Origin of the sequence: Streptomyces sp. NRRL S-378 (genome assembly GCF_000720645.1) — a bacterium.
Lineage (GTDB): Bacteria > Actinomycetota > Actinomycetes > Streptomycetales > Streptomycetaceae > Streptomyces.
In genome coordinates, this window is record NZ_JOBX01000055.1 from 1 (window position 1) to 23,693 (window position 23,693).

22 protein-coding genes are annotated in these 23,693 nt (G+C 74.1%); 11 read left to right on the forward strand and 11 right to left on the reverse strand.

The genetic code is table 11. The features are described from left to right. Positions 1-543: 543 nt before the first annotated feature. Both IH80_RS0129670 and IH80_RS0129680 read left to right on the forward strand, forming a co-directional pair. A complete protein-coding gene (locus IH80_RS0129670) occupies positions 544-1,677 on the forward strand; it encodes a hypothetical protein (RefSeq protein ID WP_030964598.1) in 1,134 nt (377 codons plus the stop codon). Between the two features lie 168 nt (positions 1,678-1,845). Continuing rightward, on the forward strand, positions 1,846-2,937 hold the full coding sequence (locus tag IH80_RS0129680; RefSeq protein WP_030964599.1) for a phosphotransferase family protein: 1,092 nt from the start codon (positions 1,846-1,848) through the stop codon (positions 2,935-2,937). A gap of 85 nt (positions 2,938-3,022) precedes the next feature. Here the strand turns inward: IH80_RS0129680 and IH80_RS0129685 are convergent, their stop codons facing one another. Further along, positions 3,023-3,493 carry a hypothetical protein gene (locus IH80_RS0129685; protein ID WP_030964601.1) on the reverse strand — a complete coding sequence of 157 codons (471 nt, stop codon included), beginning with the start codon at positions 3,491-3,493 and terminating at the stop codon, positions 3,023-3,025. 216 nt (positions 3,494-3,709) lie between these two features. On the opposite strand from IH80_RS0129685, the gene IH80_RS0129690 reads away from it, so the two are divergent. From IH80_RS0129690 to fxsA, 4 genes are all read left to right on the forward strand, one after another. Further along, entirely contained in the window at positions 3,710-4,150 is a 441-nt protein-coding gene (locus IH80_RS0129690; RefSeq protein WP_030663734.1) for an Lrp/AsnC family transcriptional regulator, read from the forward strand. A 69-nt stretch (positions 4,151-4,219) separates the two neighbouring features. Continuing rightward, positions 4,220-5,848 (forward strand): amidohydrolase, encoded by a 1,629-nt coding sequence (locus tag IH80_RS0129695; RefSeq protein ID WP_030964602.1) that lies wholly within the window; start codon positions 4,220-4,222, stop codon positions 5,846-5,848. A gap of 364 nt (positions 5,849-6,212) precedes the next feature. Further along, positions 6,213-6,998, forward strand: coding sequence for a polyprenol monophosphomannose synthase (locus tag IH80_RS0129700; RefSeq protein WP_030964603.1), 786 nt, complete (start codon positions 6,213-6,215; stop codon positions 6,996-6,998). 89 nt (positions 6,999-7,087) lie between these two features. Next, positions 7,088-7,681 (forward strand): FxsA family membrane protein, encoded by a 594-nt coding sequence (gene fxsA / locus IH80_RS0129705; protein WP_030964605.1) that lies wholly within the window; start codon positions 7,088-7,090, stop codon positions 7,679-7,681. Positions 7,682-7,756: 75 nt separating this feature from the next. On the opposite strand, the gene IH80_RS0129710 is transcribed toward fxsA, so the two are convergent. The 3 genes from IH80_RS0129710 to IH80_RS0129720 all read right to left on the reverse strand — a co-directional run bounded on the left by IH80_RS0129710 (position 7,757) and on the right by IH80_RS0129720 (position 10,665). Continuing rightward, positions 7,757-8,131, reverse strand: a complete 375-nt coding sequence (locus tag IH80_RS0129710; protein ID WP_007262928.1) for an RNA polymerase-binding protein RbpA — start codon at positions 8,129-8,131, stop codon at positions 7,757-7,759. Between the two features lie 313 nt (positions 8,132-8,444). Beyond that, positions 8,445-9,827 carry an MFS transporter gene (locus IH80_RS0129715; protein ID WP_030964606.1) on the reverse strand — a complete coding sequence of 461 codons (1,383 nt, stop codon included), beginning with the start codon at positions 9,825-9,827 and terminating at the stop codon, positions 8,445-8,447. Positions 9,828-9,894: 67 nt separating this feature from the next. After that, complete coding sequence (locus IH80_RS0129720; RefSeq protein WP_030964607.1) at positions 9,895-10,665, reverse strand: glycerophosphodiester phosphodiesterase family protein; 771 nt, start codon at positions 10,663-10,665, stop codon at positions 9,895-9,897. A gap of 172 nt (positions 10,666-10,837) precedes the next feature. On the opposite strand from IH80_RS0129720, the gene IH80_RS0129725 reads away from it, so the two are divergent. After that, positions 10,838-12,340 carry a PLP-dependent aminotransferase family protein gene (locus IH80_RS0129725; protein WP_030964608.1) on the forward strand — a complete coding sequence of 501 codons (1,503 nt, stop codon included), beginning with the start codon at positions 10,838-10,840 and terminating at the stop codon, positions 12,338-12,340. Between the two features lie 204 nt (positions 12,341-12,544). Here the strand turns inward: IH80_RS0129725 and IH80_RS0129730 are convergent, their stop codons facing one another. Next, positions 12,545-14,143 (reverse strand): membrane protein, encoded by a 1,599-nt coding sequence (locus IH80_RS0129730; protein WP_030964610.1) that lies wholly within the window; start codon positions 14,141-14,143, stop codon positions 12,545-12,547. A 68-nt stretch (positions 14,144-14,211) separates the two neighbouring features. Beyond that, a complete protein-coding gene (locus IH80_RS0129735) occupies positions 14,212-14,406 on the reverse strand; it encodes a hypothetical protein (protein ID WP_030706611.1) in 195 nt (64 codons plus the stop codon). 303 nt (positions 14,407-14,709) lie between these two features. Between IH80_RS0129735 and IH80_RS0129740 the strand changes: the two genes are divergently transcribed. Continuing rightward, a complete protein-coding gene (locus tag IH80_RS0129740; protein WP_030964612.1) occupies positions 14,710-15,126 on the forward strand; it encodes an ankyrin repeat domain-containing protein in 417 nt (138 codons plus the stop codon). A gap of 320 nt (positions 15,127-15,446) precedes the next feature. Continuing rightward, positions 15,447-16,844, forward strand: a complete 1,398-nt coding sequence (locus IH80_RS0129745) for a hypothetical protein (protein WP_030964613.1) — start codon at positions 15,447-15,449, stop codon at positions 16,842-16,844. 150 nt (positions 16,845-16,994) lie between these two features. Here IH80_RS0129745 and IH80_RS0129750 read toward each other — a convergent pair whose 3' ends face one another. From IH80_RS0129750 to IH80_RS0129770, 5 genes are all read right to left on the reverse strand, one after another. After that, complete coding sequence (locus IH80_RS0129750) at positions 16,995-18,023, reverse strand: hypothetical protein (RefSeq protein ID WP_030964614.1); 1,029 nt, start codon at positions 18,021-18,023, stop codon at positions 16,995-16,997. Next, a complete protein-coding gene (locus IH80_RS39825) occupies positions 18,020-18,592 on the reverse strand; it encodes an RNA polymerase sigma factor (RefSeq protein ID WP_051810117.1) in 573 nt (190 codons plus the stop codon). The genes IH80_RS0129750 and IH80_RS39825 overlap by 4 nt, the downstream gene beginning before the upstream one ends. Before the next feature lie 93 nt (positions 18,593-18,685). Continuing rightward, positions 18,686-19,552, reverse strand: coding sequence for a biotin-dependent carboxyltransferase family protein (locus IH80_RS0129760; protein WP_030964617.1), 867 nt, complete (start codon positions 19,550-19,552; stop codon positions 18,686-18,688). Then, the gene (locus tag IH80_RS0129765; protein WP_030964618.1) at positions 19,549-20,178 is read right to left on the reverse strand and encodes a 5-oxoprolinase subunit B family protein; all 630 of its coding nucleotides are present in this window, start codon (positions 20,176-20,178) and stop codon (positions 19,549-19,551) included. Before IH80_RS0129765 ends, IH80_RS0129760 begins: the two co-directional genes overlap by 4 nt. Beyond that, complete coding sequence (locus tag IH80_RS0129770) at positions 20,175-20,942, reverse strand: LamB/YcsF family protein (RefSeq protein ID WP_030964619.1); 768 nt, start codon at positions 20,940-20,942, stop codon at positions 20,175-20,177. Before IH80_RS0129770 ends, IH80_RS0129765 begins: the two co-directional genes overlap by 4 nt. A 116-nt stretch (positions 20,943-21,058) precedes the next feature. On the opposite strand from IH80_RS0129770, the gene IH80_RS0129775 reads away from it, so the two are divergent. After that, positions 21,059-22,561, forward strand: a complete 1,503-nt coding sequence (locus IH80_RS0129775; RefSeq protein ID WP_030964620.1) for a membrane protein — start codon at positions 21,059-21,061, stop codon at positions 22,559-22,561. 217 nt (positions 22,562-22,778) lie between these two features. Continuing rightward, positions 22,779-23,681 carry a hypothetical protein gene (locus IH80_RS0129780; RefSeq protein ID WP_030964622.1) on the forward strand — a complete coding sequence of 301 codons (903 nt, stop codon included), beginning with the start codon at positions 22,779-22,781 and terminating at the stop codon, positions 23,679-23,681. Positions 23,682-23,693 lie beyond the last annotated feature (12 nt).

The following is a 23,693-nucleotide window of genomic DNA, read 5'->3' on the forward strand; positions in this document are numbered from 1 at the left end:
CAGTCTTTCGGATTTCCGGGGCGGGACGGTCGGTCAAGGGTGGCCGAAGGCCATCGCGAAGCGACGCGACGAAGGAGCGCCCTTGAGGGACCGGCACGAACCGGAGAGACGATGGGACTGACGGGAAACCCCCATACCCTCTCGATGCCGTCCCGCCACACCACCGCATCTACACCGCTGTCGCGCCTCGGGAATCTGTCCCGCCGTGGTTCGGTCCCGAAGCCGCCCCGCGCCTCAGGCTTCCGCCCTGCCTTGCTGTCGTCTCCGTGCTGCGGGCGCAATTCCTGCTTGTGCCCTGCCTCGCTTCCGCACCCCGTCCCGCCGCCGGGCTTCCCGCTCGTGGTCTGCCTTGCTGCCGCCCCCGCGGCGCCGCCCCGCCTTCCACCACCGATCCGCCCCCGCCTGCCCCACCACCCCGACCGCCCCCGCCACTTCGTGCCCCGCTGTCAGGGCGTGCCAGAAGGCTGGTCCCGGGGCGCGTTTCTGACGTACCGTCATATCCGCTCGCGCCGCCCCAGACGTCACCCGCACCGGAGGTCCGTCATGCCCGCAGACCGGCCCGTCGCCCTCGACGAGTACCCCATCCACCAGGCCCCCTTGTCGATGAAGCACCTCGTGAGCGGCGACCGGAACGCCTACGACCGGTGCATCTTCCACGTCTTCGACCACGCCGGCCGCGCCGTCCTGATCCTCGGCCTCGGCGTCTATCCCAACGCCGGGGTCATCGACGCCTACGCCACCCTCCGCCTCGGCGACGAACTCCTGGCGGTCCGGGCCTCCGACGCCCTCACCGACGACCGGATGAACCTCTCGGTGGGACCCCTGGCCATCACCGTCGACGTGCCGCTCCACCAGCTCACCCTGCGCTGCGCCCCCGACGCGGACGACCCGCACGGGCTCTCGTGCGACATCACCTGGACCGCGGAGTTCCCCGCCGTCTGGGAGCCGCACCACATCCAGCGGCGCGGCGACCGGCTCATGCTGGAAGGCCGACGCTTCGTCCAGGCCGGCAACGTGACGGGAACGATGCGCGCCAAGGGGGAGGAGTTCACCCTCACGGCGGGGGAGTGGACCGGTACGCGCGACCGGAGTTGGGGCGTGCGCCCGATCCCCGGCGAGGAGGGCGGCCGGGCTGCCGAGGAGTACCGCCCCGACGGCTTCCACTGGCTCTGGATCCCGGTGCGGTTCGCGGACCGTTTCGTCATGGTCATCGCCCAGGAGGACGCCGACGGCCACCGCACCCTGAACGAGGCCGTGCAGGTCTTCCCCGAGGGCAGCGGCCGCGCGGACGTCCAGCTCGGCTGGCCGCACACCGAGATCCGCTACCGTCCCGGCACCCGCCACCCCGAGAGCGCCACCGTCCACCTCACCGACCCGTCCCGGAAGTCCCTGGAACTGGGCGTGGAGATACTGAACTCCTCGCCGCTCGCCGTCGGCGCCGGCTACCCGCCCGCGAGCGACTGGCAGCACGGCACCTGGCAGGGCCGCGGCTGGAGCGACCGCCGCGTCTACGACCTCTCCCACCCCGCCGCCCATCCCATGGCCGCCTTCGGGGTCACCGACCACTCGGCCCGCTTCACCTTCGACGGGCAGACCGGTCACGGCATCTTCGAGCACGGCAGCTTCGGTCGCCACGACCCGAGCGGCTTCGCCGACTACTCCTCCGTCGCCCCGTAAGCCCGCACATCCAGGCCCAGGTCAGGCCAGGCCCAGGTCAGGCCCGGGTCAGGCCCAGGTCAGGCCCGGGTCAGGCCCAGGTCAGGCCCGGGCCAGGTCAGATCAGTCCAGATCCGGATCAGGTCCGGGTCCGGGCCCGCGCAGGAGAACAGGAGAAGAGGGGTACCCATGGCCACCGCACCACGTCCGCGCACCTCCACCCGCGAACCCGAGGAGCTCGGCCGCCGCCTCGGCGCCTGGCTCGACGGCAGGCTCCCCGGGGCGAAGGTCACCAACATCTCCGTCCCCGGCTCGAACGGGATGTCCAGCGAGACCCTGCTCTTCGACATAGAGCACCCCGACACCCCGCTGCGGGCCTGCGCGCTGCGCCTCGCCGCCGACCCGGCGGCCTACACCGTCTTTCCGACGTACGACATGCCGCGCCAGCACCGGGTGATGAGCCTGGTCGCCGAGCACACCGACCTGCCCGTGCCGCGCGTGCAGTGGCTGGAGGAGGACGCCGGGCCGCTGGGGGCGCCGTTCTTCGTGATGGCCCGCGCGGAGGGCCGGGTCCCGCCCGACGTCATGCCCTACACCTACGAGGGCAACTGGCTGCACGCGGCGACGGATGCCGAGCGCGGAGCGCTCCAGGAAGCCACCGTCTCGCTGCTGGCCCGCCTGCACGACCAGTTCCCCGCGGAGAAGGCCGAGTTCCTCCTGCCCGAGGGCGACGGCACCCCCCTGCGTCGGCACGTGGACGCCCAACGCGCCTACTACTCCTGGGTGGTGGGCGGGCTCGCGCCCTCCCCGCTGATCGAGCGGGCCTTCGCCCGGCTCGAGGAGCTGTGGCCGGCCGACGAGGGCCCCGCCGTCCTGAACTGGGGTGACGCCCGCATCGGCAACGTCGTCTACGACGGCTTCACGCCGGTGGCCGTCCTGGACTGGGAGATGGCGGCGTACGCCCCGCGCGAGGTGGACCTCGGCTGGACCGTGTACCTCCACCGGTTCTTCCAGGACCTCACCGTGAGCTTCGGCCAGCCCGGCCTGCCGGACTTCCTGCGCCGTGCGGACCTGGAGCGCCGCTACGCCGAACTGACCGGCCACACGCCGCGCGACATGGAGTTCCACACCCTGTACGCCGCCCTGCGGCACGCGATCGTGATGCTGCGCATCGCCTACCGGCAGGCCCACTTCGGCGAGGTCGAGGTCCCGGCGGACCCGGACGGCCTGATCCTGCACCACGCCAGCCTGGCCGCCATGGTGCAGGGGACGTACTGGTAGAGGAGCGGGGGAGGGGAAAGGAGCGGGGAGGGGAAAAGAGGCGGGGGAAAAGAGGCGGGGGCGGCGCCTCCGGCCCAGGCGGCCCTCAGGCCGCCTGGGCGTGCTGCTGGCGCGTCTGTGCCGGCGGCTGCGGCAGCACCGGGCGGACGACGCGGATCGGGCGCGAGCCGGGGCCGCCGACGTGCGAGAACGGCTGCGTCCGCCAGTCCAGGCCCTGGGGCAGGGCCGGAAGGGTGAAGGAGTCGGCCTCCGGCGCCTGCACCGGCTGGTTCATGCCGAGGCTGGGCAGGGCGTCGGCGGCGGGCCGGCCGGTGCCGGCGCACACCGTGAGCCCGAAGGGGTTCCACGGGGTCAGGCAGAGCGCGTGCTGCGGCAGGTACTCCTCGTCCGCGAGGAGGGCGATGGACTGGCCGCAGTCGGGGCAGACGGCGTGGTGGATCCCGAACCCGTCGGTGTCGTCGAGGTATTCGCCGTCCTCGGGGTAGGCGTCGTCCCCGGAGTCGAGCGGTTCGAGAGGCTCCGGTTCGGTGCGGCCGGCGCGCTGGGTGTTCGGCATGGATGTACTCCCCCTTGGGTGGGCCGGGCGGGCAGGTTCTTCGGCCTCGGCCACAGCAACCACTTCCCGCCGCGCGTCACGAGTAACCACAACGGACCGGCCTCCCGCGGCATACCCGTGTGGCCTTGGTCACATGCCCGGCGCAGATGCCTCCAGTGGGCGGACAGCACTGGGCCTGGAGTGCCTTTGGCCGTAAGTTGAGCGGCTATGAGTGCAATGGAGGAGCTGGACCGCCAGATCGTGGATCTGCTCGTGCGGGACGGGCGGATGAGCTACACGGATCTGGGCAAGGCCACGGGACTGTCCACGTCGGCGGTCCATCAGCGGGTACGCCGTCTGGAGCAGCGCGGGGTGATCCGCGGCTACGCGGCCGTGGTCGACCCGGAGGCCGTCGGCCTGCCGTTGACCGCCTTCATTTCGGTCAAGCCCTTCGACCCGAGCGCCCCGGACGACATCGCCGACCGGCTCTCCGGCGTACCCGAGATCGAGGCCTGCCACAGCGTCGCGGGCGACGAGAACTACATCCTCAAGGTGCGCGTCGCCACCCCGCTGGAGCTGGAGGACCTCCTGGGGCGGCTGCGCGCCCTCGCCCACGTCGCGACGCGTACGACCGTGGTCCTCTCCACCCCCTACGAGGCACGCCCGCCCCGCGTGTGACACCGGGGACGGTCGTGCAGGGGGACCCGGCGGTCGGAAGGGGCGGGGCGACGCGGGACACTGGTCGGCATGACTGACCGCACCGCCCACTCCGCCGACGCCGCCGGGGCGCCGACCAGGACCGTCCTCCTCCGCGGGGGCGAGGTACACAGCCCCGCCGACCCCTTCGCCACGGCGATGGTCGTCGAACGCGGCCATATCGCCTGGGTCGGTTCCGAGGGCGCGGCCGACGCGTTCGCCCAGGGTGTCGACGAGGTCGTCGATCTCGGCGGCGCGCTCGTGACCCCCGCCTTCACCGACGCGCACGTCCACACGACCTCCGCGGGTCTGGCCCTGACCGGGCTGGACCTCACGGGAGCGCGGTCGCTGGCCGCCGCGCTGGACCTCGTCCGCGCGTACGCCGCGAGCCGCCCCGCCGACCGGGTGCTCCTCGGGCACGGCTGGGACGCCGCCCGCTGGCCCGAGCGCCGCGCGCCGCGCCGGGCCGAGCTCGACGAGGCCGCCGGCGGCCGTCCTCTCTATCTGAGCCGCATCGACGTGCACTCGGCCGTGGTCACCACGGCCCTGCTCGACCTGGTGCCCGGGGTGCGCCCCGAGGGGGACCTGCCGCTGACCGCCGGCGACCACCACGCCGTACGGCGGGCCGCGCTCGCCGCCGTCACCCCGGCCCAGCGCGCCGAGGCGCAGCGGGCCGCGCTGGACCGGGCGGCGTCGCTCGGCATCGGTTCCCTGCACGAGTGCGGCGGGCCCGACATCTCTTCCGCCGAGGACTTCACCGCTCTGCTCGCGCTGGCGGCGGAGCGGCCCGGGCCGCGCGTGTTCGGGTACTGGGCCGACCGGGACCTGGGTCTGGCCAGGGAGCTGGGGGCCGTGGGGGCGGCGGGCGACCTCTTCGTGGACGGCGCCCTGGGTTCGCACACCGCCTGCCTGCACGCTCCGTACGCCGACGCCTCGCACACGGGGACGGAGTACCTGGACGCGGTCGCCGTCGCCGAGCACGTCGCGGCCTGTACGGAGGAGGGACTGCAGGCCGGCTTCCACGCCATCGGCGACGCGGCGATCACCGCGGTGGTCGAGGGTGTCCGGGCGGCGGCCGAGAAGGTGGGCCTGGCCCGGGTCCGTGCGGCCCGGCACCGGGTCGAGCACGCCGAGATGATGACCCCGGCCACCATCGCGGCCTTCGCGGAGCTGGGGCTGACCGCGTCGGTGCAGCCCGCCTTCGACGCGGCGTGGGGCGGCGAGGACGGCATGTACGCGGACCGGCTCGGGGCCGACCGGGCCCGCACCCTCAACCCGTATGCGGCCATGCTGAAGGCGGGGGTGCCGCTGGCCTTCGGCTCGGACGCGCCGGTGACCCCGCTCGACCCGTGGGGCACCGTGCGCGCGGCCGCCTTCCACCGGACGCCCGAGCACCGGGTCTCGGTACGGGCCGCCTTCACCGCGCACACCCGGGGCGGCTGGCGGGCGCTGGGCCGCGACGACGCGGGGGTCCTGGTGCCCGGCGCCCCGGCCGACTACGCGGTCTGGCAGACCGGCGAACTGGTCGTCCAGGCCCCGGACGACCGGGTGGCCCGCTGGTCCACCGACCCCCGCTCGGGCACCCCCGGCCTGCCCGATCTGACCCCCGGATCCGACCTGCCGGTGTGCCTGGCCACCGTCGTGGGCGGGCGGGAGGTATTCGTACGCCCACAGGGGTGATCCGGTCGGCCTCGGTTCGGTGCGGGCGGCCGGACCCGGATAGGTTCGGCCGGGTCCACCACAGGACGTCGTGCCGGACGGATCCGTCTGCTCAGCGCGCCCGCGCCTCGGGGGCGAGGGAAGGTTTCGCCGGGCGGCGGGTGGCCCCGGGTCGGGGTCCGGCGGTCCAGTAGACAACGGTCACGGCGGCCCGCAGCCAGCGGGAGTCTGATCGGCCCGAAGGACCGCGGGCCCCGACCACCCGACCCGGCGCCCCGGGGAGGCCGCCGGCGCCCGCACCGCCGGGGCGGGCCGCGGCCGATGTTCTAAAGTCATCCTCTGCGACCAGACGTACAGGACGTGCAAGCGCACAAAAGGGGAATCAGTGAGCGACGGCGGACAGCGGACCTACGGCCCGCTCGGTACAGCCTTGGTGATCATTCCGACCTACAACGAGGCGGAGAACATCGGGCTGATCGTCGGCCGCGTCCGGGCGGCGGTCCCCGAGGCCCACATCCTGGTCGCCGACGACAACAGCCCCGACGGCACCGGCAAGCTCGCCGACGAGCTCGCGGCCGGCGACGACCACGTGCACGTCCTGCACCGCAAGGGCAAGGAGGGGCTGGGCGCCGCCTACCTCGCGGGCTTCGTCTGGGGTCTGGACGAGGGTTACGGCGTGATCGTCGAGATGGACGCCGACGGCTCCCACCAGCCCGAGGAGCTGCCCCGCCTGCTGACCGCGCTGGCCGGTGCCGACCTGGTCCTGGGCTCGCGCTGGGTGCCGGGCGGCCGCGTCGTCAACTGGCCCAAGTCCCGCGAGTTCCTCTCGCGCGGCGGCTCGACGTACTCCCGGCTGATGCTGGACGTCCCGATCCGGGACGTGACCGGCGGCTACCGGGCCTTCCGGCGGGAGACGCTGGAGGGTCTGGGCCTGGAGGAGGTGGCCTCCGCGGGCTACTGCTTCCAGGTGGACCTGGCCCGCAGGGCCGTGCAGAAGGGATTCCGCGTGGTGGAGGTCCCCATCACGTTCGTCGAGCGTGAGTTCGGCGACAGCAAGATGAGCAAGGACATCGTCGTGGAGGCCCTGTGGCGGGTCACCCAGTGGGGCCTCAAGGCCCAGGCCGCCAAGCTGCTCGGCAAGGACACCGGCAAGCGGGACGGCGGCGCCTGATCCGTCCTGGCCGGCAGGGCACCCCTTAGGGGGTGTCCCGTACCTCCGGCTGAGGACACTTTTATCCGGCCCCAGGCACACTGGGTGCTATGACGACCGGCACTGGATCCCTGCGAACGGGCACCCCGACGGCCCCCCGTCGGCGCTCGCCCGCCCGAACCTTCCTCCCCCTGGCCATCGCCGCCTGGCTGATCCTGGAGATCTGGCTGCTCGGCCTGGTCGCCGACGTGGCCGGTGGGCTCGCCGTGGCCGCGCTGATCGCCGGCGGACTGGTCCTGGGCGGGGTGGTCATCAAGCGCGCCGGGCGCCGGGCCTTCAAGAACCTGACGGACACTTTCCAGCAGGCGCAGCAGGGCGTGCAGCCCACCCCGCAGCAGCCCGGCCGGGGCAACGGCCTCACCATGCTGGCGGGCCTGCTCCTCATGCTGCCGGGCCTGCTCTCCGACGCGGCGGGCCTGCTCCTGCTGCTCCCGCCCGTGCGGGCCCGGATCGGCCGCAGGGCCACCCGGTCCCTGGAGCGGAAGATGGCCGCGGCCCCCGCCGGCAGCTTCGGCGACGCCTTCCAGCAGGCGCGCATCCACTACCCCGACGGCAAGATCGTCCAGGGTGAGGTCGTCCGCGAGGACCGCCCGGGCCCGCAGGCCGGCCCGGACACCACGTACCGCCCGCCGCTCACGCCGTAGGGCACGGGAACGCCGAGGGGCCCCGCCGCACACAGTGTGTGGCGGGGCCCCTCGGCTTGTGCGTTCGTCCGGCTGTCAGGCGGACTTGCGGCTGTCCCGCGGATGCACGGCAATGTTCATGGCGCCGGAGCGCAGGACCGCCAGCCGTTCGGCCAGCACTTCCTCCAGCTCCTCGCGAGTGCGTCGCTCCATGAGCATGTCCCAGTGCGTTCGCGCAGGCTTGCCCTTCTTCTCTTCGGGCCCGTCCCCGTCCACCAGGAGTGCCATGGCGCCGCACGCCTTGCACTCCCACTCCGGCGGAATCTCTGCCTCAACCGAGAACGGCATCTCAAATCGATGTCCGTTCTGGCATGCGTACTCCACCGCCTGGCGCGGGGCCAGATCGATGCCGCGGTCCGTCTCGTAGCTGGTAACCACGAGGCGCGTACCGCGGAGAGCTCGCTCACTCATGAATCGTGCCTCCCGGGCTTGTCGCCCACAGGACAGGTGTCGCTGTCGTCGTCATCCGGTCAACGTCCGGTCGGCGGTATAGATTCCCGCTCCGGGTCGTGCGTCGCCCGTCGTACCGCCCCTTGTTGTACCCACCAGTGCCCGTTTTGTCACATCTGGCAGCAGATGTCACCCAACGTCTAGATTTCTTTAGCGCGCAGTAACGGTCCGCCTGGCAGGCCAAAGGCGTACACTACCGGCCCTTCGCCGCAACGTCTAAATCCGTTCGGAATTCGTTCGTGGATCCGGACCGGGCGCGGGCGCGGACCCGGTCTCAGAGCCGCTCCGGTACAGGATTGCCCGCCGCCTCCACCGCGCGCCGCACCGGCACTCGCGCGAGCAGCAGGAACCCCAGTGCGAAGAAGGCCACCAGCGAGATGATCGCGTCCCGGTAGCTGCCCGTCACCTGGTACGTCAGGCCGAAGACGAGCGGACCCACCCAGCTCAGGCCGCGGTCGCTCATCTCGTACGCCGAGAAGTACTCGGCCTCCTTGCCCGCCGGCACCAGGTGGGAGAAGAGCGAGCGCGACAGCGCCTGGCTGCCGCCCAGCACCAGGCCGATCATGGCGGCGAGGGCGAAGAACCACACCGGCGTCCGCGCGGGCAGGAAGTAGCCGACCCCCAGGGTCACCGCCCAGGCGGCCAGCGAGCCCAGGATCGTCCGCTTGGCGCCGTAGATCCGGGCCAGCCGGCCCATGCCCAGCGCCCCGCCGACCGCCAGGACCTGCACCAGCAGCACCGCCCCGATGAGGGTGGACTGCTCCAGCTGCAGCTCCTCCGAGCCGTAGATGGAGGCCTGCGAGATCACCGTCTGCACGCCGTCGTTGTAGATCAGGTACGCCAGCAGGAACGACAGGGTCAGCGGGTAGCGCCGCATGTCCTTGAAGGTGGCGACCAGCTGCTTCCAGCCGCTGACGGCCGGCGCCGCCCCCGGCTCCCGGACCGCGGCCCGGTCCCGCAGCCGCCGCAGCGGGATCAGCGCGAAAGCGCCCCACCACAGACCCGCGGAGGCCAGGCAGATCCGGACGGCCATGCCCTCCGAGACGCCGAAGGCGTCGTGGCCCAGGTAGAGGGCCAGGTTCATGACGAGCATCACCGACCCGGCGGTGTAGCCGAAGGCCCAGCCGCGCGAGGACACGGTGTCGCGCTCGTCCGGGGTGGAGATCTGGGGCAGGTAGGCGTTGTAGAGCACCATCGACACCGACAGCGAGGCGTTCGCCACGATCAGCAGGAACCCGCCCAGCAGGTACCGCTCGCCGCCCAGGAAGAACATCGCGGTCGTCGCCGCGGCCCCGGTGTACGCGGCCACCGCCAGCAGCGGCTTCTTGCGGCCCGTCCGGTCCGCCACCGCGCCCGCGAGCGGCATGAGCAGCACGGCCAGGATCACGGAGGCCGAGACCGAATAGGCGAAGAAGGACCCGGCCCGCACCGGTATGCCCAGCGGGTGCACGAAGCCCTCGGCGTCCGCGGCGGCCTTGGCCACCGACGTGAGGTACGGCCCGAGGAACACCGTCAGCACGCTCGCCGAATACACCGACACGGCGAAGTCGTAGAAGTACCAGCCGCGCTGCTCGCGCTTCCGGGACGCCGCGGCGGCTCTGTCCTCCTCCGCCCCCGGTTCCGCTTCCTCGGTCCTGCTGCTCTTGTCCGCGCTCACGCGTCGTCCCCCTCGGTGGTCCCGTACCGCACCGGCCGCCGCATCCGTCGCGGCGGCCGGGAGCGGGTCAGGCCCAGGCGCCGCGCCGGTCCAGCACCGTGCGCAACAAGTCGATGTGGTCGGTCATGATGCCATCGACACCCAGGTCGAGGAGAGCCTCCATACGTTCCGGTTCGTTCACGGTCCACACGTGGACCTGCAGGCCCCGCGCGTGCGCGGTCCGTACGAAGCGCCGGTCGACCACCCGGATGCCCGCCTGCGTCTCCGGAACCTGGGCGGCCACCGCCCCGACGCGCAGCGCCGCCGGGATCGCGTACGAGCGCAGCCGCAGCCCGACCACCCCGCGCACGCCGTACGAGGTCGCCAGCCGGGGCCCGGCGATCCGCTGGGCGCGCGCCACCCGGCTCTCCGAGAAGGAGCCCACGCAGACCCGGTCCCAGATCCCGGCCCGCGCGATCAGGTTCACCAGCGGGTGCAGCGCCGACTCCGCCTTGATGTCAATGTTCCAGCGGGCGTCGGGGAACTCCTCCAGCAGCTCCTCGAAGAGCGGCAGGGGCTCGGTGCCCCCGACCCGGGCCTCGCGGACCTGCTTCCACGGCAGCTCGGCGATCCGGCCCCGGCCGTCGGTGACCCGGTCCAGCGTGGAGTCGTGGAAGGCGACGAGTTTTCCGTCGGCCGTGGCGTGCACATCGGTCTCGAAGTACCGGTAGCCGGCCCCGGCGGCGCGGCGGAAGGCCGCGGCGGTGTTCTCCAGCCCGTCCGCGGCACCTCCCCGGTGCGCGAAGGGAATCGGAGCCGGGTGGTCCAGATACGGATGGCGAAGGCGTACGTGCGTCACGGCGGCAGTATCCCCCGTGGCGGCCGGGACCGGTGGTACGCGAGGTGAACGGGATACGGGAGGCCGCCCACGGCCTGGTGCAAGTGGACTGACTCGTGGCACGCTGTGCCCCGGACAGCAATCCAATCCAGGCCTTCTCCGAGGCCAATCGGACGAAAGTGGACCGCACGCCATGGCCGAATGGACCTCAGCGGTCGGTGCCGCGCAGCTGGCCCGTCTCATCACCTCGCAGCAGGAGCGGACCGCCGTACCGGGCGCCCGCAAGCCGCCCGCCTACCGCACCCTCGCCGACGGCATCCGGCTGCTGGTCCTGGAGGGCCGCGTCCCGGTCGCCGCCCGGCTGCCCGCCGAGCGCGAGCTCGCCGTCGCCCTGTCGCTGAGCCGCACCACCGTCGCCGCCGCCTACGAGGCCCTGCGCGGCGAGGGCTTCCTGGAGTCCCGCCGGGGCGCCGGCAGCTGGACCTCCGTACCGGCCGGGAACCCGCTGCCCGCCCGGGGCCTGGAGCCGCTGCCGCCCGAGTCCCTCGGCTCGATGATCGACCTCGGCTGCGCCGCTCTCCCCGCCCCCGAACCGTGGCTGACCCGGGCCGTCCAGGGCGCCCTGGAGGAACTGCCGCCGTACGCGCACACGCACGGGGACTACCCGGCGGGCCTGCCGGCGCTGCGCCGGATGCTCGCCGACCGCTACACCGAGCAGGGCATCCCCACCATGCCGGAGCAGATCATGGTGACCACCGGGGCGATGGGCGCCATCGACGCCATCTGCAGCCTCTTCGCCGGCCGCGGCGAGCGGATCGCCGTCGAGTCCCCCTCCTACGCCAACATCCTCCAGCTGATGCGCGCCGCGGGCGTCCGCCTCGTACCGGTCGCCATGGGCGACGGGCTGACGGGCTGGGACATGGACGTCTGGCGGCAGGTCCTGCGCGACTCCGCCCCGCGCCTCGCCTACGTCGTCGCCGACTTCCACAACCCCACCGGGGCCCTCGCATCCGAGGAACAGCGCCGCGCCATGGTCGAGGCGGCCCGCTCCGCGGGCACGGTCCTCGTCGCCGACGAGACCATGCAGGAACTCCAGCTGGAGCCGGACCTGCGGATGCCCCGCCCGGTCTGCTCCTTCGACCCGGCCGGCAGCACGGTGATCACCGTGGGCTCCGCCAGCAAGGCCTTCTGGGCGGGCATGCGGATCGGCTGGGTCCGCGCGGCTCCCGACGTGATCCGCAGCCTGGTGGCGGCCCGCGCCTACGCCGACCTGGGCACGCCGGTGCTGGAGCAGCTCGCGGTGAACTGGCTGATGCGGACGGGCGGCTGGCAGGAAGCGGTGGAGCTGCGCCGGCAGCAGGCCCGGGAGAACCGTGACGCGCTGGTCGCGGCGGTCCGGCGGGAGCTCCCGGGCTGGGAGTTCGAGGTCCCGGCCGGCGGCCTGACCCTGTGGGCCCGCGCGGGCGGCCTGTCCGGCTCCCGCCTGGCCGAGGTGGGCGAACGGGTCGGCGTACGGGTCCCCTCGGGTCCCAGGTTCGGCGTGGACGGAGCCTTCGAGGGCTACGTCCGGCTGCCGTTCACGGTGGGCGGCCCGGTGGCCGAAGAGGCCGCCACCCGCTTGGCGGCGGCCGCCCGCCTGGTCGCCACGGGCGCGGGCGACAGCGGCACGGAACCACCCCGCACGTTCGTCGCGTAACGCGGGCGGGACACAGGCGGGACGGACGGCACCCCGCCCTGGCACGGGGGCCACCGCGCCGTCCCCGCTCCAGGACTCCGGCCCCACCGCCCCGCACGGCACGGCACCGCCCCGCCTGGCACGGCACGGCACGGCCCGGCCCGGCACCGCCCCGCCCGGCCCAGGGCCAAGGTCCCGCCCCGCCCCCGCCCGGGAGGGCACGGGCTACTCCGGCGCCTCCGCAGCCGCCGCCACCGCCCGGGCCGGCGGCTGCCCCTGGAACGCCTTGGCCAGTGCCGCCCCCGGCGCGGGCCCCTGCTGCCGTTCCGGCAGGAGATCGAGCACGGCCTGCCGGTGCGCCGGATGCGTGCCCTCGTCGTAGGGGTCCGGGGTGGCCGGCACCTGGAGCCGGTGCACCGGCCCGGTGCCCAGCCGGGCGTACCCGCGCCCCGGCGGCACCTGCGCCGTGGGCGTGGTGTGCGGCGGAAGCCCCAGCACGTCGGTGATCTGCTGGATCGCGGCCGGCCCGAGCACGATCCGCGCACGGGTGTGCTGCCACACGGCGTCGTGCAGGACCTCCAGGTGGTCGAACTGCTCGGCCACGGCCACCGTGACGTGCGCCGGCCGGCCGTGCCGCAGCGGCACCTGCAGGTGGTTCATCGGATCGGGTCCGCCCTCGGCGACCGCGAGGTGGGCCAGCACGCTCGGCTGGTCCAGCAGGATCCACAGCGGGCGCCGGGTGTCCTCCGGCGCGGGCCGGCCGGCCTCGCGGGCCCGGTGGGTGGCGATGAGCCGGCGTTCGGTCTCCTGCGCGGCCCACTCCAGCGTGGCGACCGCGCCGACCGGCCCGCACTCCACGGCGAGGACGCCGGTGCGGCCGGTGAGGCAGGCGTACTCGCCGCTGCCGCCGCCGTCGACGATCAGGACGTCGCCGCCGTGCCGCAGGGCCTGCAGGGCGAGGGAACGGAGCAGGGTGGAGGTGCCGCTGCCGGGCTGGCCGACGGCGAGCAGGTGGGGTTCGGTGGAGCGGGGGCCGGTGCGCCAGACGACCGGCGGGACGTCACGGGGCCGGCCGCCCTCCAGGACGGGCAGGGTGCGCTGCACGGTGCCGGAGTCGGTGAAGCCGAGCACGCTCTCGCCCGGGGAGGTGACGAACGGCTGGGCGGCGATGCCCGTCGGCAGTGCCGGCAGCACGCTGAGGTCGAGCCGGTTGCCCTCCTCGTCCCAGTCGAAGAGGTACTCCCGTCCGCGTCCGGACTTGGCGTGCAGCAGTGCTTCGATCCGGGCCCGCGAGGCGGCCTCGCCGTCGGTGAAGTAGGCCGGGTAGCGGATGTGGAGCCGGGTGATCCGGCCCGCCTCGTCGAACTCGTAGCCGCTGAAGGCCTTGTCCCACTCCCCGCCGTGGGCGAAGAGCGGACTGGGGTCGTCCGGGATGGAGAAGTACGGGACGAGGGCTTCGTAGAGGGAGCCGAGCCGTTCGCTCTCGGTGGCGCTGGGCCCGGTCTTCGCGGGGGTGCGGTCGCGCCCGTGCCAGGCCGCGGCCGCCATGAGGGTGATCAGGGCGAGCAGCGGGCCGTAGGGGACGAGTGCGACCACGAGGGCGCAGGCGGCGCCCAGGAACAGGGCGGGACCGCGCTTGTCCTTGGGGGTCTCGGACCATTTGCGCCGCCCGGACGCGGCCAGGATGCGCAGGCCGCGTCCGATGACGAGGAGCGGATGGAGGACGTCCGTGGCGCTGTCGGCGGCCGTGCGAGCGAAGTCGCGGCCCCGGGCCAGCGACGCGGTGCCGCTGCTGAGGATGCGGGGAAGTGGGCGCCGGGCCACGGGCGTCTCCTGGAGTTGTGGTCGTGAGCGTTGTTCCGGGTGGGGCTGGGGTTACTGCTCGGGGGCCGCTAGAGCTTGATCCCGCCGAGCAGGCTCGCGAGGCTCGCGGTGCTCGCCGTGATGCTCGGGGCGATGGCGGAGCCGGCGAGGAAGAAGCCGAAGAGCGAGCAGACGAACGCGTGGCTCAGCTTCATCCCGTCCTTCTTGAAGAACAGGAAGCAGATGATGCCGAGCAGGACCACGCCTGAGATGGACAGGACCATGAGGAGTTCTCCTGGTTGGTGGGGACAGTCACCATCAGTTGTTCCAGGCTCACAGGAAGTATCAATGCGAAAAAAGGTGCATACGGGTGAATCAGTGGGTTTTTCACTTGACCGGCTCAGCCCGAGTGGCGCGCCCGCCGGGGAGGGGGTCCGGGCTGATCCCTGCCTCGGGCCGACCCGGACATGCGCAGGCCAGGGCGCTACTCTGGCGATTCACCCGTACGGCCGCAATGCCGTGCACCCCTGCCCCGCACGGCCCCGGGGAAGCTTCATGCCAGCAGCGAGTGAAAGGCGGTACGCACGATGAGCGAGCACACCGAAGGCGCCTCCCCGGAAGGTCCCGACGAGGACGTCATCGAACTGGCGACCAAGATCTTCGACCTCGCCCGCCAGGGTGAGAGCGCGCAGCTCGCCGCGTACCTCGACGCCGGGGTCCCGGCGAACCTCACCAACGACCGCGGCGACACCCTGGTCATGCTCGCCGCCTACCACGGCCACGCCGACACCGTCACGGCGCTGCTGGCCCGCGGCGCCGAGGCCGACCGCGCCAACGACCGCGGCCAGACCCCGCTCGCCGGAGCGGTCTTCAAGGGCGAGGGCGCGGTCATCCGCGCCCTGCTCGCGGGAGGGGCCGACCCGACCGCCGGAACACCCTCCGCGGTGGACACGGCGCGCATGTTCGCCAAGGCCGACCTGCTGGAACTCTTCGGAGCCGAGTAGTCCGCTTTTTGCCGGGCCACAACCGGCGCAGAGCTCACAGCTTGGTCACGGCAGCCGTAAATGTGGTCGCGGCGCACAAACCGGCTGGGTCATCATGGCGTCGGATTCGATTCGCGAGCACGGGGGACGGGCAGACGGGCAGGACACGCAGAGTGTCCCGCCCCGGTCCGGCCACCCCTGGTCACGAACCACCGACGAGAGTGAGAAGGCAATGGTCTACATCGAGCGGAACAAGACGGCGGACGTCCTCACATGCTGTTACGCGGCCCTGTGAATCCCGATTCCCGGTTGCGTCCCCAGCTTGATTTGAGGCCATTCCCATGTTCGAACCAGTCATAGCGCCGAGCGGTACCCTGCTCGGCCTCCTCCAGCGGGGCCGTGGCGACGGCACGCTGCACGCACTCGCGGCGCCCAGGGCGGAGGCCCTCGCGGCCCTCAACCAGTGCGTGCTCCGTGATCCGCGCCAGGACTGGCAGGTCGAGAACCGCTCGCTGTACTACGCCAGGCTCTACCTCGACCTCGACGGCCCCCTCGGCGAGATCGAGAGCCACCTCTTCAGCGCCGACGACCTCGTCGACGACACGGACCACCGCACGGGCCTCGCCCTGTCCGTCCTGGGCCACCTGGCCTCGTACGGACGCGACGACGCACTCATGCTGCTGCGCCGCTACGCCGCGTCCGGAGCCAACTGGGCCTGGGCCCTCGACGAACTCGCCCTGCGCGACGACGACGAGGGACTGCGGTCACTGGCCGCACCCGTCCTCGCCCGCTTCCCCGCCACCGCGGAGGGTGAGGCGCGGCTGGCCGCCGCCGTCCGCGACGCCTACGAGCCCCGGCCCTGGTGCCTGTGGGAGGACTCCCCGCTGTACGGGGAGCGCTTGAGCGCCGCCCGCCGGCAGGGCTCCTTCGACCGCTGGCAGCGCCAGCTGACCCCGAGCGGCCCACAGCCCGGCTGGGGCGTCCAGGCCGTGTTCGACTGGGCCGCCGACGGCTTGCGCCGCGGCACCCCGCTGCACGTGCCCGCCGCCCGCTGCCTGGCCGCCGTGGCCCAGCCCGAGGACCGCTCCGCCATCCTCGCGGCCGCCGCCGGCGCCGACGGGGAGGCCGCCCGGGCCACCGCCCTGCACCACCTGGTCCTCGCCGAGCCGGACAACCCGGCTGTACTGGACCTCATCGAAGCCGCCGCCGACGAGCCCGCCGTGGCCGCGTACGAGCGCATGTGCGGCCCGGAAGCCGTCGAGCGGGCCCGGCGCTGGGTCCACCGGCCCGACGCCCTCGGCGAGGCCGCCGCGGCCGTCCTGGCCACGCGGGGCGGGGCCGAGGACGCACCCCTGGTCCTGAGCGCCCTGCGCTCCACCGTCCGCGGCTCGGGCCCGGACACCCAGCGGCTGTTCGCCCTCGTCGACGGGGCCGGCCGGCTCGCCATCGGCTGCGCGGCGCCCGTACTGCGCCACGTCTACCGCGAGACGTCCTCGTCCCACCTGCGCGGCCGGGCCGCGCGGGCCCTCGCCAGCACCGACCCGTCCTTCGCGGCCGGCTTCGCCGTCGAATGCCTCTGGGACTGCGAGGAGACCACCCGCGAGGTGGCCGCCCGCCACGCCGAGACCGCCGACGCCCGGGTCGCCCCGCGCCTGCGCCGCCTGGCGTCGGACCCGGCGGAGGAGGAGGACGTACAGTCCGCGGTCCGCAGCCGCATCGCCCCGGAGTCGGCCGTGTAGCGCCCCCGGGAAGCCGAACCCCCGCGCCCGGGCCCCGTGACGACGGAGCCCGGGCGCGCGCGTTCCCGCACGCGGGCACGGCTCCGCCCCGACCCTCGTGGCGGGGCCGGGGCGGACGGCCCGTCCTGCCGGATCCGGGCGCGCGGGGGGTCAGCGAGGCGAGAGGGGAGTGTCCGGCGGAGGGGGAGCGTCCAGGGCGTAGTCGACCTCGCAGGGCGTGACCTTCGACGTCTCCTTCACACCGGCACCGACCTGGTCCGAGGGGTTCGCCGGCTTCGAGAAGACGAGGGTGTACCCGGGCGGAACCGTCTTGGCGTTGATCTTCAGGCTGTTCATGTCGTCCCTGTCCCGCAGCTCCGCCTCGGGGTCGGCCTGCGGACCTCGGTACCCGCCACCCGGATGCGGGCACTCCGCCGCGGGCTTCGACTCGCTCACGGCCACGCTGATCCCCTGTGCCTGCAGACCGCGCACCACTTCGGGCAGTTCCCCGGCCGTGGGCCGAGGAATGCGGAGGGTGCCGGCGGGCTCTCCCACGGGGTAGCCGGCGCCGGCCTTCAGTATGTCGTCCAGGCCCTCGGAGTAGTCGACGCGGCAGGACGGGACCTTGGAGGTCTCGATCACTCCGTAGCCGATGCTGCGGCTCTGGCCGAACGGGTAGTAGTCCGCCCACGTGAACGTGAGCGAGTACCCGGGCGGCACCGTTTTGGCGTCCACCGTGAAGGAGAAGCCGTCGGCGGAGCGCTGATTGACCTCCGCGGCGGGGTCCGCCTGCGGCCCGCGGTAGCCCCCGCCGGGCTCGGAGCACTGCGACCGAGGCCGCATCGGTACGAGCACCGCCGGCACGCCGAGCTTCTTCAAGGCGTCCACGAGCGCCGGGACCTGAGCGGGCTCCGGCATTCCGAACCGCACTGTGCCGTCCGGGTCCTTCCTGATCTCGGGCGCGCCCGTGGCCGACGGGCTGGGCGTTCCCGTGGGGCCGTCGGCGGGCCGGGAGCCGTCGCGGGTGCTCCCGGGCACGGTCATCACCGCGGCGACTGCCACCGTCGCCACGCCCACCGCGAGGGGGACGCCGTAGCGGCGGGCGAAGGAGCGGGCCGGCGTCGGGGGCGGGGTCTCCGGGAGGCGGGCCAGCAGGGCCGCCTTCAGGCGGTTCTCGAAGCCGCGGGGCCTGCTGCTCATCGGGCTACCTCCAGCCGGGACTCGCTCACGGGGCCCGAAGCGCGCAAGGCGCGCCGGGCGCGGTGCAGGCGGACGCGGACCGTCGCCTGGGTGATGCCGAGGGCCTGCGCGGCCTCGGCCGGGGTGAGCTCGTCCACCACCACCAGGTCGAGGACGGCCCGCAGCGGCTCGGACAGGGCGGCGTGGTGCGCGGCCAGGTCCCGGAAGGCCCGCTGGGCGTCGATGCGCTCCTCCAGCGCGGCCACGTCCTCGTCGTCCAGCAGCCGCCGACCGCTCAGGCGCGCCAGCGCGCCGCTCTCCCGCGCCTTCCCGCGGGCATGCCCGGCCAGGACGTTCCGGGCGATTCCGAACAGCCAGGCGACCGGGACTCCCCTGTGACCCCGGTACGTGCCGGCCGAACCCATCGCCGCGAGGAAGATGTCCGCCGTCAGGTCGGCCGCCAGGTGCGGATCCGCGACCCGGCGGGTGACGAAGCCGAGCACGGCGTCGATGTGGTCCTCGTAGAACGTCCCGAATCCCTCGGCCGTGGTGAGATCCGGCGGGCCGGTCTCGTGTCGTGGGCTGTGCACCCGGTTCCTCCCCTGCACCGGGGACCCCGTCGGCCCCCTCACCCCGTACTTGGCCGCAGCCCCCGAAAGCGTTTCACCGGGCCCGTACGAAGGTCACCGGGCCCGTACGAACCTGACCGGAGTGCCCGGCCGGGCCTGCGCCGCCGCGTCCAGCGCCGGGCCCGGACCGACCACCCCGACCACCGGATAGCCGCCGGTCACCGGATGGTCGGCCAGGAACACCACCGGCAGGCCGTCCGGGGGCACCTGGACCGCGCCGAGCACCATGCCCTCGCTGGGCAGCTCCCCGGCCCGCGCGCGCACCAGCGCGGACCCGCCCTCCGTGCGCAGCCCGATCCGGTTGGAGCTCGGCGACACCCGGAACGCTGAGCGCCACAGCCCGGCGAGGGACGCCCCGGTGAACCAGTCCGCCCGCGGTCCGAGCCGCAGCGGCAGCACCAGCTCCGACGGCGCCGCGGGCAGCCCGTACGCGTCCGCGCCGGGTACCGGGTCCGGCCCGGCGGGGCCCACCGCAAGCGTCGTCCCGGCCGTCAGGACCGCCGGCCCGAGGCCCGACAGCAGGTCCGTCGAGCGACTGCCCAGGACCGGCGGGACGGCCAGGCCTCCCCGGACCGCGACGTAGCCGCGCAGTCCCGACTCCGCCAGCCCCACCTCCAGCTCCGCCCCGGCCGGCAGCCCGACCGGTGCTCCCCAGGCCACCGGGCGCCCGGAGACCCGTACCGGACAGGGCGCGCCCGTGACCGCCACGACCGTCGCGGCCAGCGCCCGCAGCGACACCCCGTCCAGGGTCGTCTCCAGCACCGCCGCGTCCGGCGGGTTACCGAGCAGCCGGTTCGCCAGCGCGTACGCCGCCGTGTCCAGCGCCCCCGAGCGGGGGACCCCCAGGTGCGCGTACCCCGGACGGCCCCGGTCCTGGACCGTCGTCAGCGCCCCCGCCCGCACCACCAGCAGTCCCGTCACGCCCGCTCCTCCTGTACGAACCGCACCCGGACCCCCGGGGCGAGCAGCGCCGCCGGTTCCCGCTCCGGGTCCCAGAGCACCGCGTCGGTGGAGCCGATCAGCTGCCAGCCGCCGGGGGAGGAGCGCGGGTACACCCCGGCGTACTCGCCCGCCAGTGCCAGCGAACCCGCCGGGACGGCCGTGCGCGGGGTCTCCCGGCGCGGTACGTGCAGCCGCTCCGGCAGCCCCGTCAGATAACCGAAGCCCGGCGCGAACCCGCAGAAGGCCACCCGGAACTCGATCGCGGCGACGATGCCCGGCACCTCCCCGGCGGCCACGCCCCACAGCCGGGCCACCTCCGCCAGGTCGGGCCCGTCGAAGCGGACCGCGACCGTGACCAGCGGGCCTTCCCGGCGGGTGAGGGGCGGGACCTCCCAGGAGGCGATCCGGGCCCCGAGCGCGGCCGGATCCCGTACGCCGTCCAGCAGGACGGTCCGGGCCGCCGGTACGAGGTCCCGTACGGGCCCCAGGGCACCCGCGTCCCGGCGGCGCAGCAGCTCGGCGTGGAGCGCGGCGACCTCCTCCGCCGAGTCCAGCTCGACCAGCAGCGCCTGCGCGCCCACCACCAGCGTCCTCGGCGTCCTCACGTGAAGGCCTCCACCCGCACCCCGGCCGCGCCCAGCGACTCCCGGACGCGCAGGGCGAGCCCGGCGGCGCCCGGGGTGTCCCCGTGCAGGCAGAGCGAGCGGGCCGCCACGGAGACGGCCGAACCGTCGGCGGCCGTCACGGTGCCGCCGGCCGCCATCCCGACGGCCCTCGCCACCACCGCGTCCGGGTCGTGCAGCACCGAGCCGGGCTCGCTGCGCGGCACCAGCGTCCCGGCCGGGGTGTAGGCGCGGTCGGCGAACGCCTCGGGCACGGCGGCGAGCCCGGCCTCCTCGGCGGCGGCCAGCAGGAGCGAGCCGGGCAGGCCGAGGACGGGCAGGCCGCCCGTCGCCCCGGCGCCCGCGGCCAGCCGGACGCCCGCGACGACGGCGGCGGCCTGGCCGGCGTCGTGCACGGTCCGGTTGTAGAGCGCGCCGTGCGGTTTCACGTAGGACACCCGTGAGCCGGCCGCCCGCGCGAAGACCTCCAGCGCACCGATCTGGTAGGCCACCTCGTCGGCGAGTTCCCCGGGAGGCACGTCCATGGCGCGGCGGCCGAAGCCCGCCAGATCGCGGTAGGAGACCTGGGCGCCGATCCGCACGCCGCGCTCGGCGGCCAGTTCGCAGACCCGGCGCATGATGGACGGGTCGCCGGCGTGGAAGCCGCAGGCGACGTTGGCGCTCGTGACGACCGAGAGCAGGGCCTCGTCGTCAGTGAGCGTCCAGCGCCCGAACCCCTCGCCGAGATCGGCGTTGAGGTCGATCACCGGAGTGGATGCGATCATGGAATCCATGCGCCGAGCGTAGAGCAGCGGGCCGGGGGACGATCCGGCCGAACCATGCCGTTTGGGATGTTGTCACTGTCAGCGCCTAGTCTTTGTCCGTGACTCTCCCAGCCCCGGCGAAGACCCTTCCCTCCCCGGCGCCGGGCCCGGCCGCCGACGAGGGCCTGGCCCGGCGGCTGCGCGCCCTCGCCTGCACCGCCCCGCTGCACGACCTCGACGTACGCAAGGCCAATCTGGCGGGCGAGTACGGGATCTACGCGATGGCGGAGGTCGCGCTCGCCGCGATCGACCTGGTCACCCTCAACATGGACTTCGACACGGGTGCCGACCACGAGCAGATAGTGGCCAGGCTGCTGCCGCGCGTCGCGGCGCAGGCCCCGGCCCGCCCGGCCGCCGAGCACGAGCGGGTGGCCCGCTGGGTGCTGGAGAACCTGATCAACGTCGGCAGCGTGGACCGCGGCTTCCGCGCGATCTACGGCACCTTCGGCCCCGACGGCGTCTACGTGCGCCGCGACTACGACTTCAAGCTGATCGAAGAGGTCCCCTACGGCGGCGCCGTCTACCTGCGCACCACCGACGAGGCCGTCAACGTCCTGGTCGGCGCCCTCGACACCGACGTCACCAGCGCCCAGATCGCCGCCGAGGTCAAGCTGGAGGTGCTGATCAGCCGCGGGCGGCTGGCGGACGCCCAGCTGGCCGCGGAACAGGCCCGCTACCGGACCGTGCAGTACGCGGAGACCCTGCGCCGGACCCTGGACGCGACCCGGCGCAACGTCCGGGCGGTGGACTGGCTCCAGGCCGTCCCGGACATGATCGCCGAAGCTCTCGAACACGTCGCCGACCGCTACCGGCACGAGAACGCGATCCTGACCAACATCCGCCGGGCACGCGACGAGGCCGAGGAGCCGGAGAACAAGCGGCGCGCCGCCGAGCTCGTCGACATCGTCAAGGACTGCATCCGCCGCCACACCCAGCTGCAGTCCCGTCTGCTGGACGCAGGCCCGCTGTTCCGCGCAGAGCAGGACCGCCAGGCCTTCGCCGCCCCGGCGCCGCGCACCGGCATCGACCTGTACGGCCAGCTCGTCGCCCCGGTCCTGCCGCTGCCCGTGGAACAGGCGCGCCGGGTCACCGACGCCTTCTTCGCCGCCGGTACCGGGCTGCGCACCCCCGTCTCGGTGCGGGTGGCCGACCTCGTCGAGATCCTGCTCACCCCGCCGGTGGAGCGCGAGCACCTCGGCGCGGAGATGCCCGAGCCCGACCTGATCGCCACCCCGGACGACAGCCGCTTCAGCGAGGAACAGCTCGCCGCCGCCACGCAGCTCCTGGACCTGCCGCACGACGCCCCGCGCCGGCTGTCCGGTCTGCTCGCGGAGGCCCGCCGCAGCGATCCCGACCTGCCGTACCTGGTGGCCCTGCTGGCCGTCCACGCCGCGAGTCCGGCCGTCGGCACCGCGTACCGCCAGGGCGAGGAGCGGCTGCTCTTCGCCGTCGACGACGGCACGCAGCTCGACGACCCCGAGTTCGGCGGCGCCGACCTCATCGTCGGCACCGCCCTCCTCGACGCGGCCGGCATGGCTGCCGACCGCGCGGAGGCGTCATGACCGCCCCCGCCGTGACCGGCCTGGCACATCCAGCCCCGCCGGCGTGTGAGGCGCGGGGTCCGTGGCGGAGCCCCGGGGCCGGCTCCGCCGGGCACCCGGCCCCGCCTGCTTCCGTCCCCGGCCGCCACCGCGCGGTGCACCCCGCTCGCACGCCGGCGCAATCGACCCGCATCCCCCGTACGCCCCGCACGCCCCGCACCGCCGAGGAGACCCGCCCGTGAGCGACCACCACGCCGAGCACCCCGCGTGGAGCGAGCCCGACACGCCGTCGGCTCCCGTCGCGCCCGCCACCGGAGGGTCCGTGACCCCGGCGGACGCCGCCGACGCGGCCCGTCTCGTCGCCTTCGGGCTCCAGCCCAAGCTGGCGCCCGCCCGTGACGCCGAGTACGCCGAACTGCTGCGCCGCTACCGCGAGGAGCCCGCCTTCGGCCGCCTCGCCGACGCCGTCGCGACCGGCCTCGGCCTGGTCGTGCTGGAGGTGTCCCCGCGCGCCGGCATGGCCGTGGCCGCCGACGAGGACTCCGTCTTCGCCGTCCGGATGGGCGACTACGCCCGCCGCACCGCCGCTGACTCCGCCGACCGGTTCCTGCACGGCCTCGCCCACCTCGCCGTCGCCGCCCTCGCCTTCCCGCGCCCCGAAGACCTCGCCGACGACGGCTACATCGGCCGCGTCACCGTCAACGGCGTCGATGCCTTCGTCCGGCAGACCTGCCGCCGCCTGGAGGAACGCGCCGAGGAACTCGGCGAGAACACCGACCCGGCCTCCGACGCCCCCGGCCTGGAGGCCGCCTGGCGCGTCTACGCCCGCCGCAGCGCGACCGGCGCCACCAAGGACGCCCGCCGCCTCGCCGGCTCCACCACCGGCATCGTCGGCAAGGCCGCGGCCTTCCTCACCGACTCCGGCTTCCTCCAGCGCACCGGGGACGAGGCCGGCGGTACCTACCGCACCACCCCCCGCTACCAGCTCCAGGTCCGCGACATGGCGGGCAGCTCGGCCATGGCCGAGCTCCTGGAACTCGGCGTGGTCCCCGTCAGCGACGGCTCCGCCACCCTCCTGCCGCCGCCCGAGGGCGACGACCTGGAGCTGGCCGCCGACGCCGGGCTGCCCTTCCACGCCTGAGTCCTGATCCCC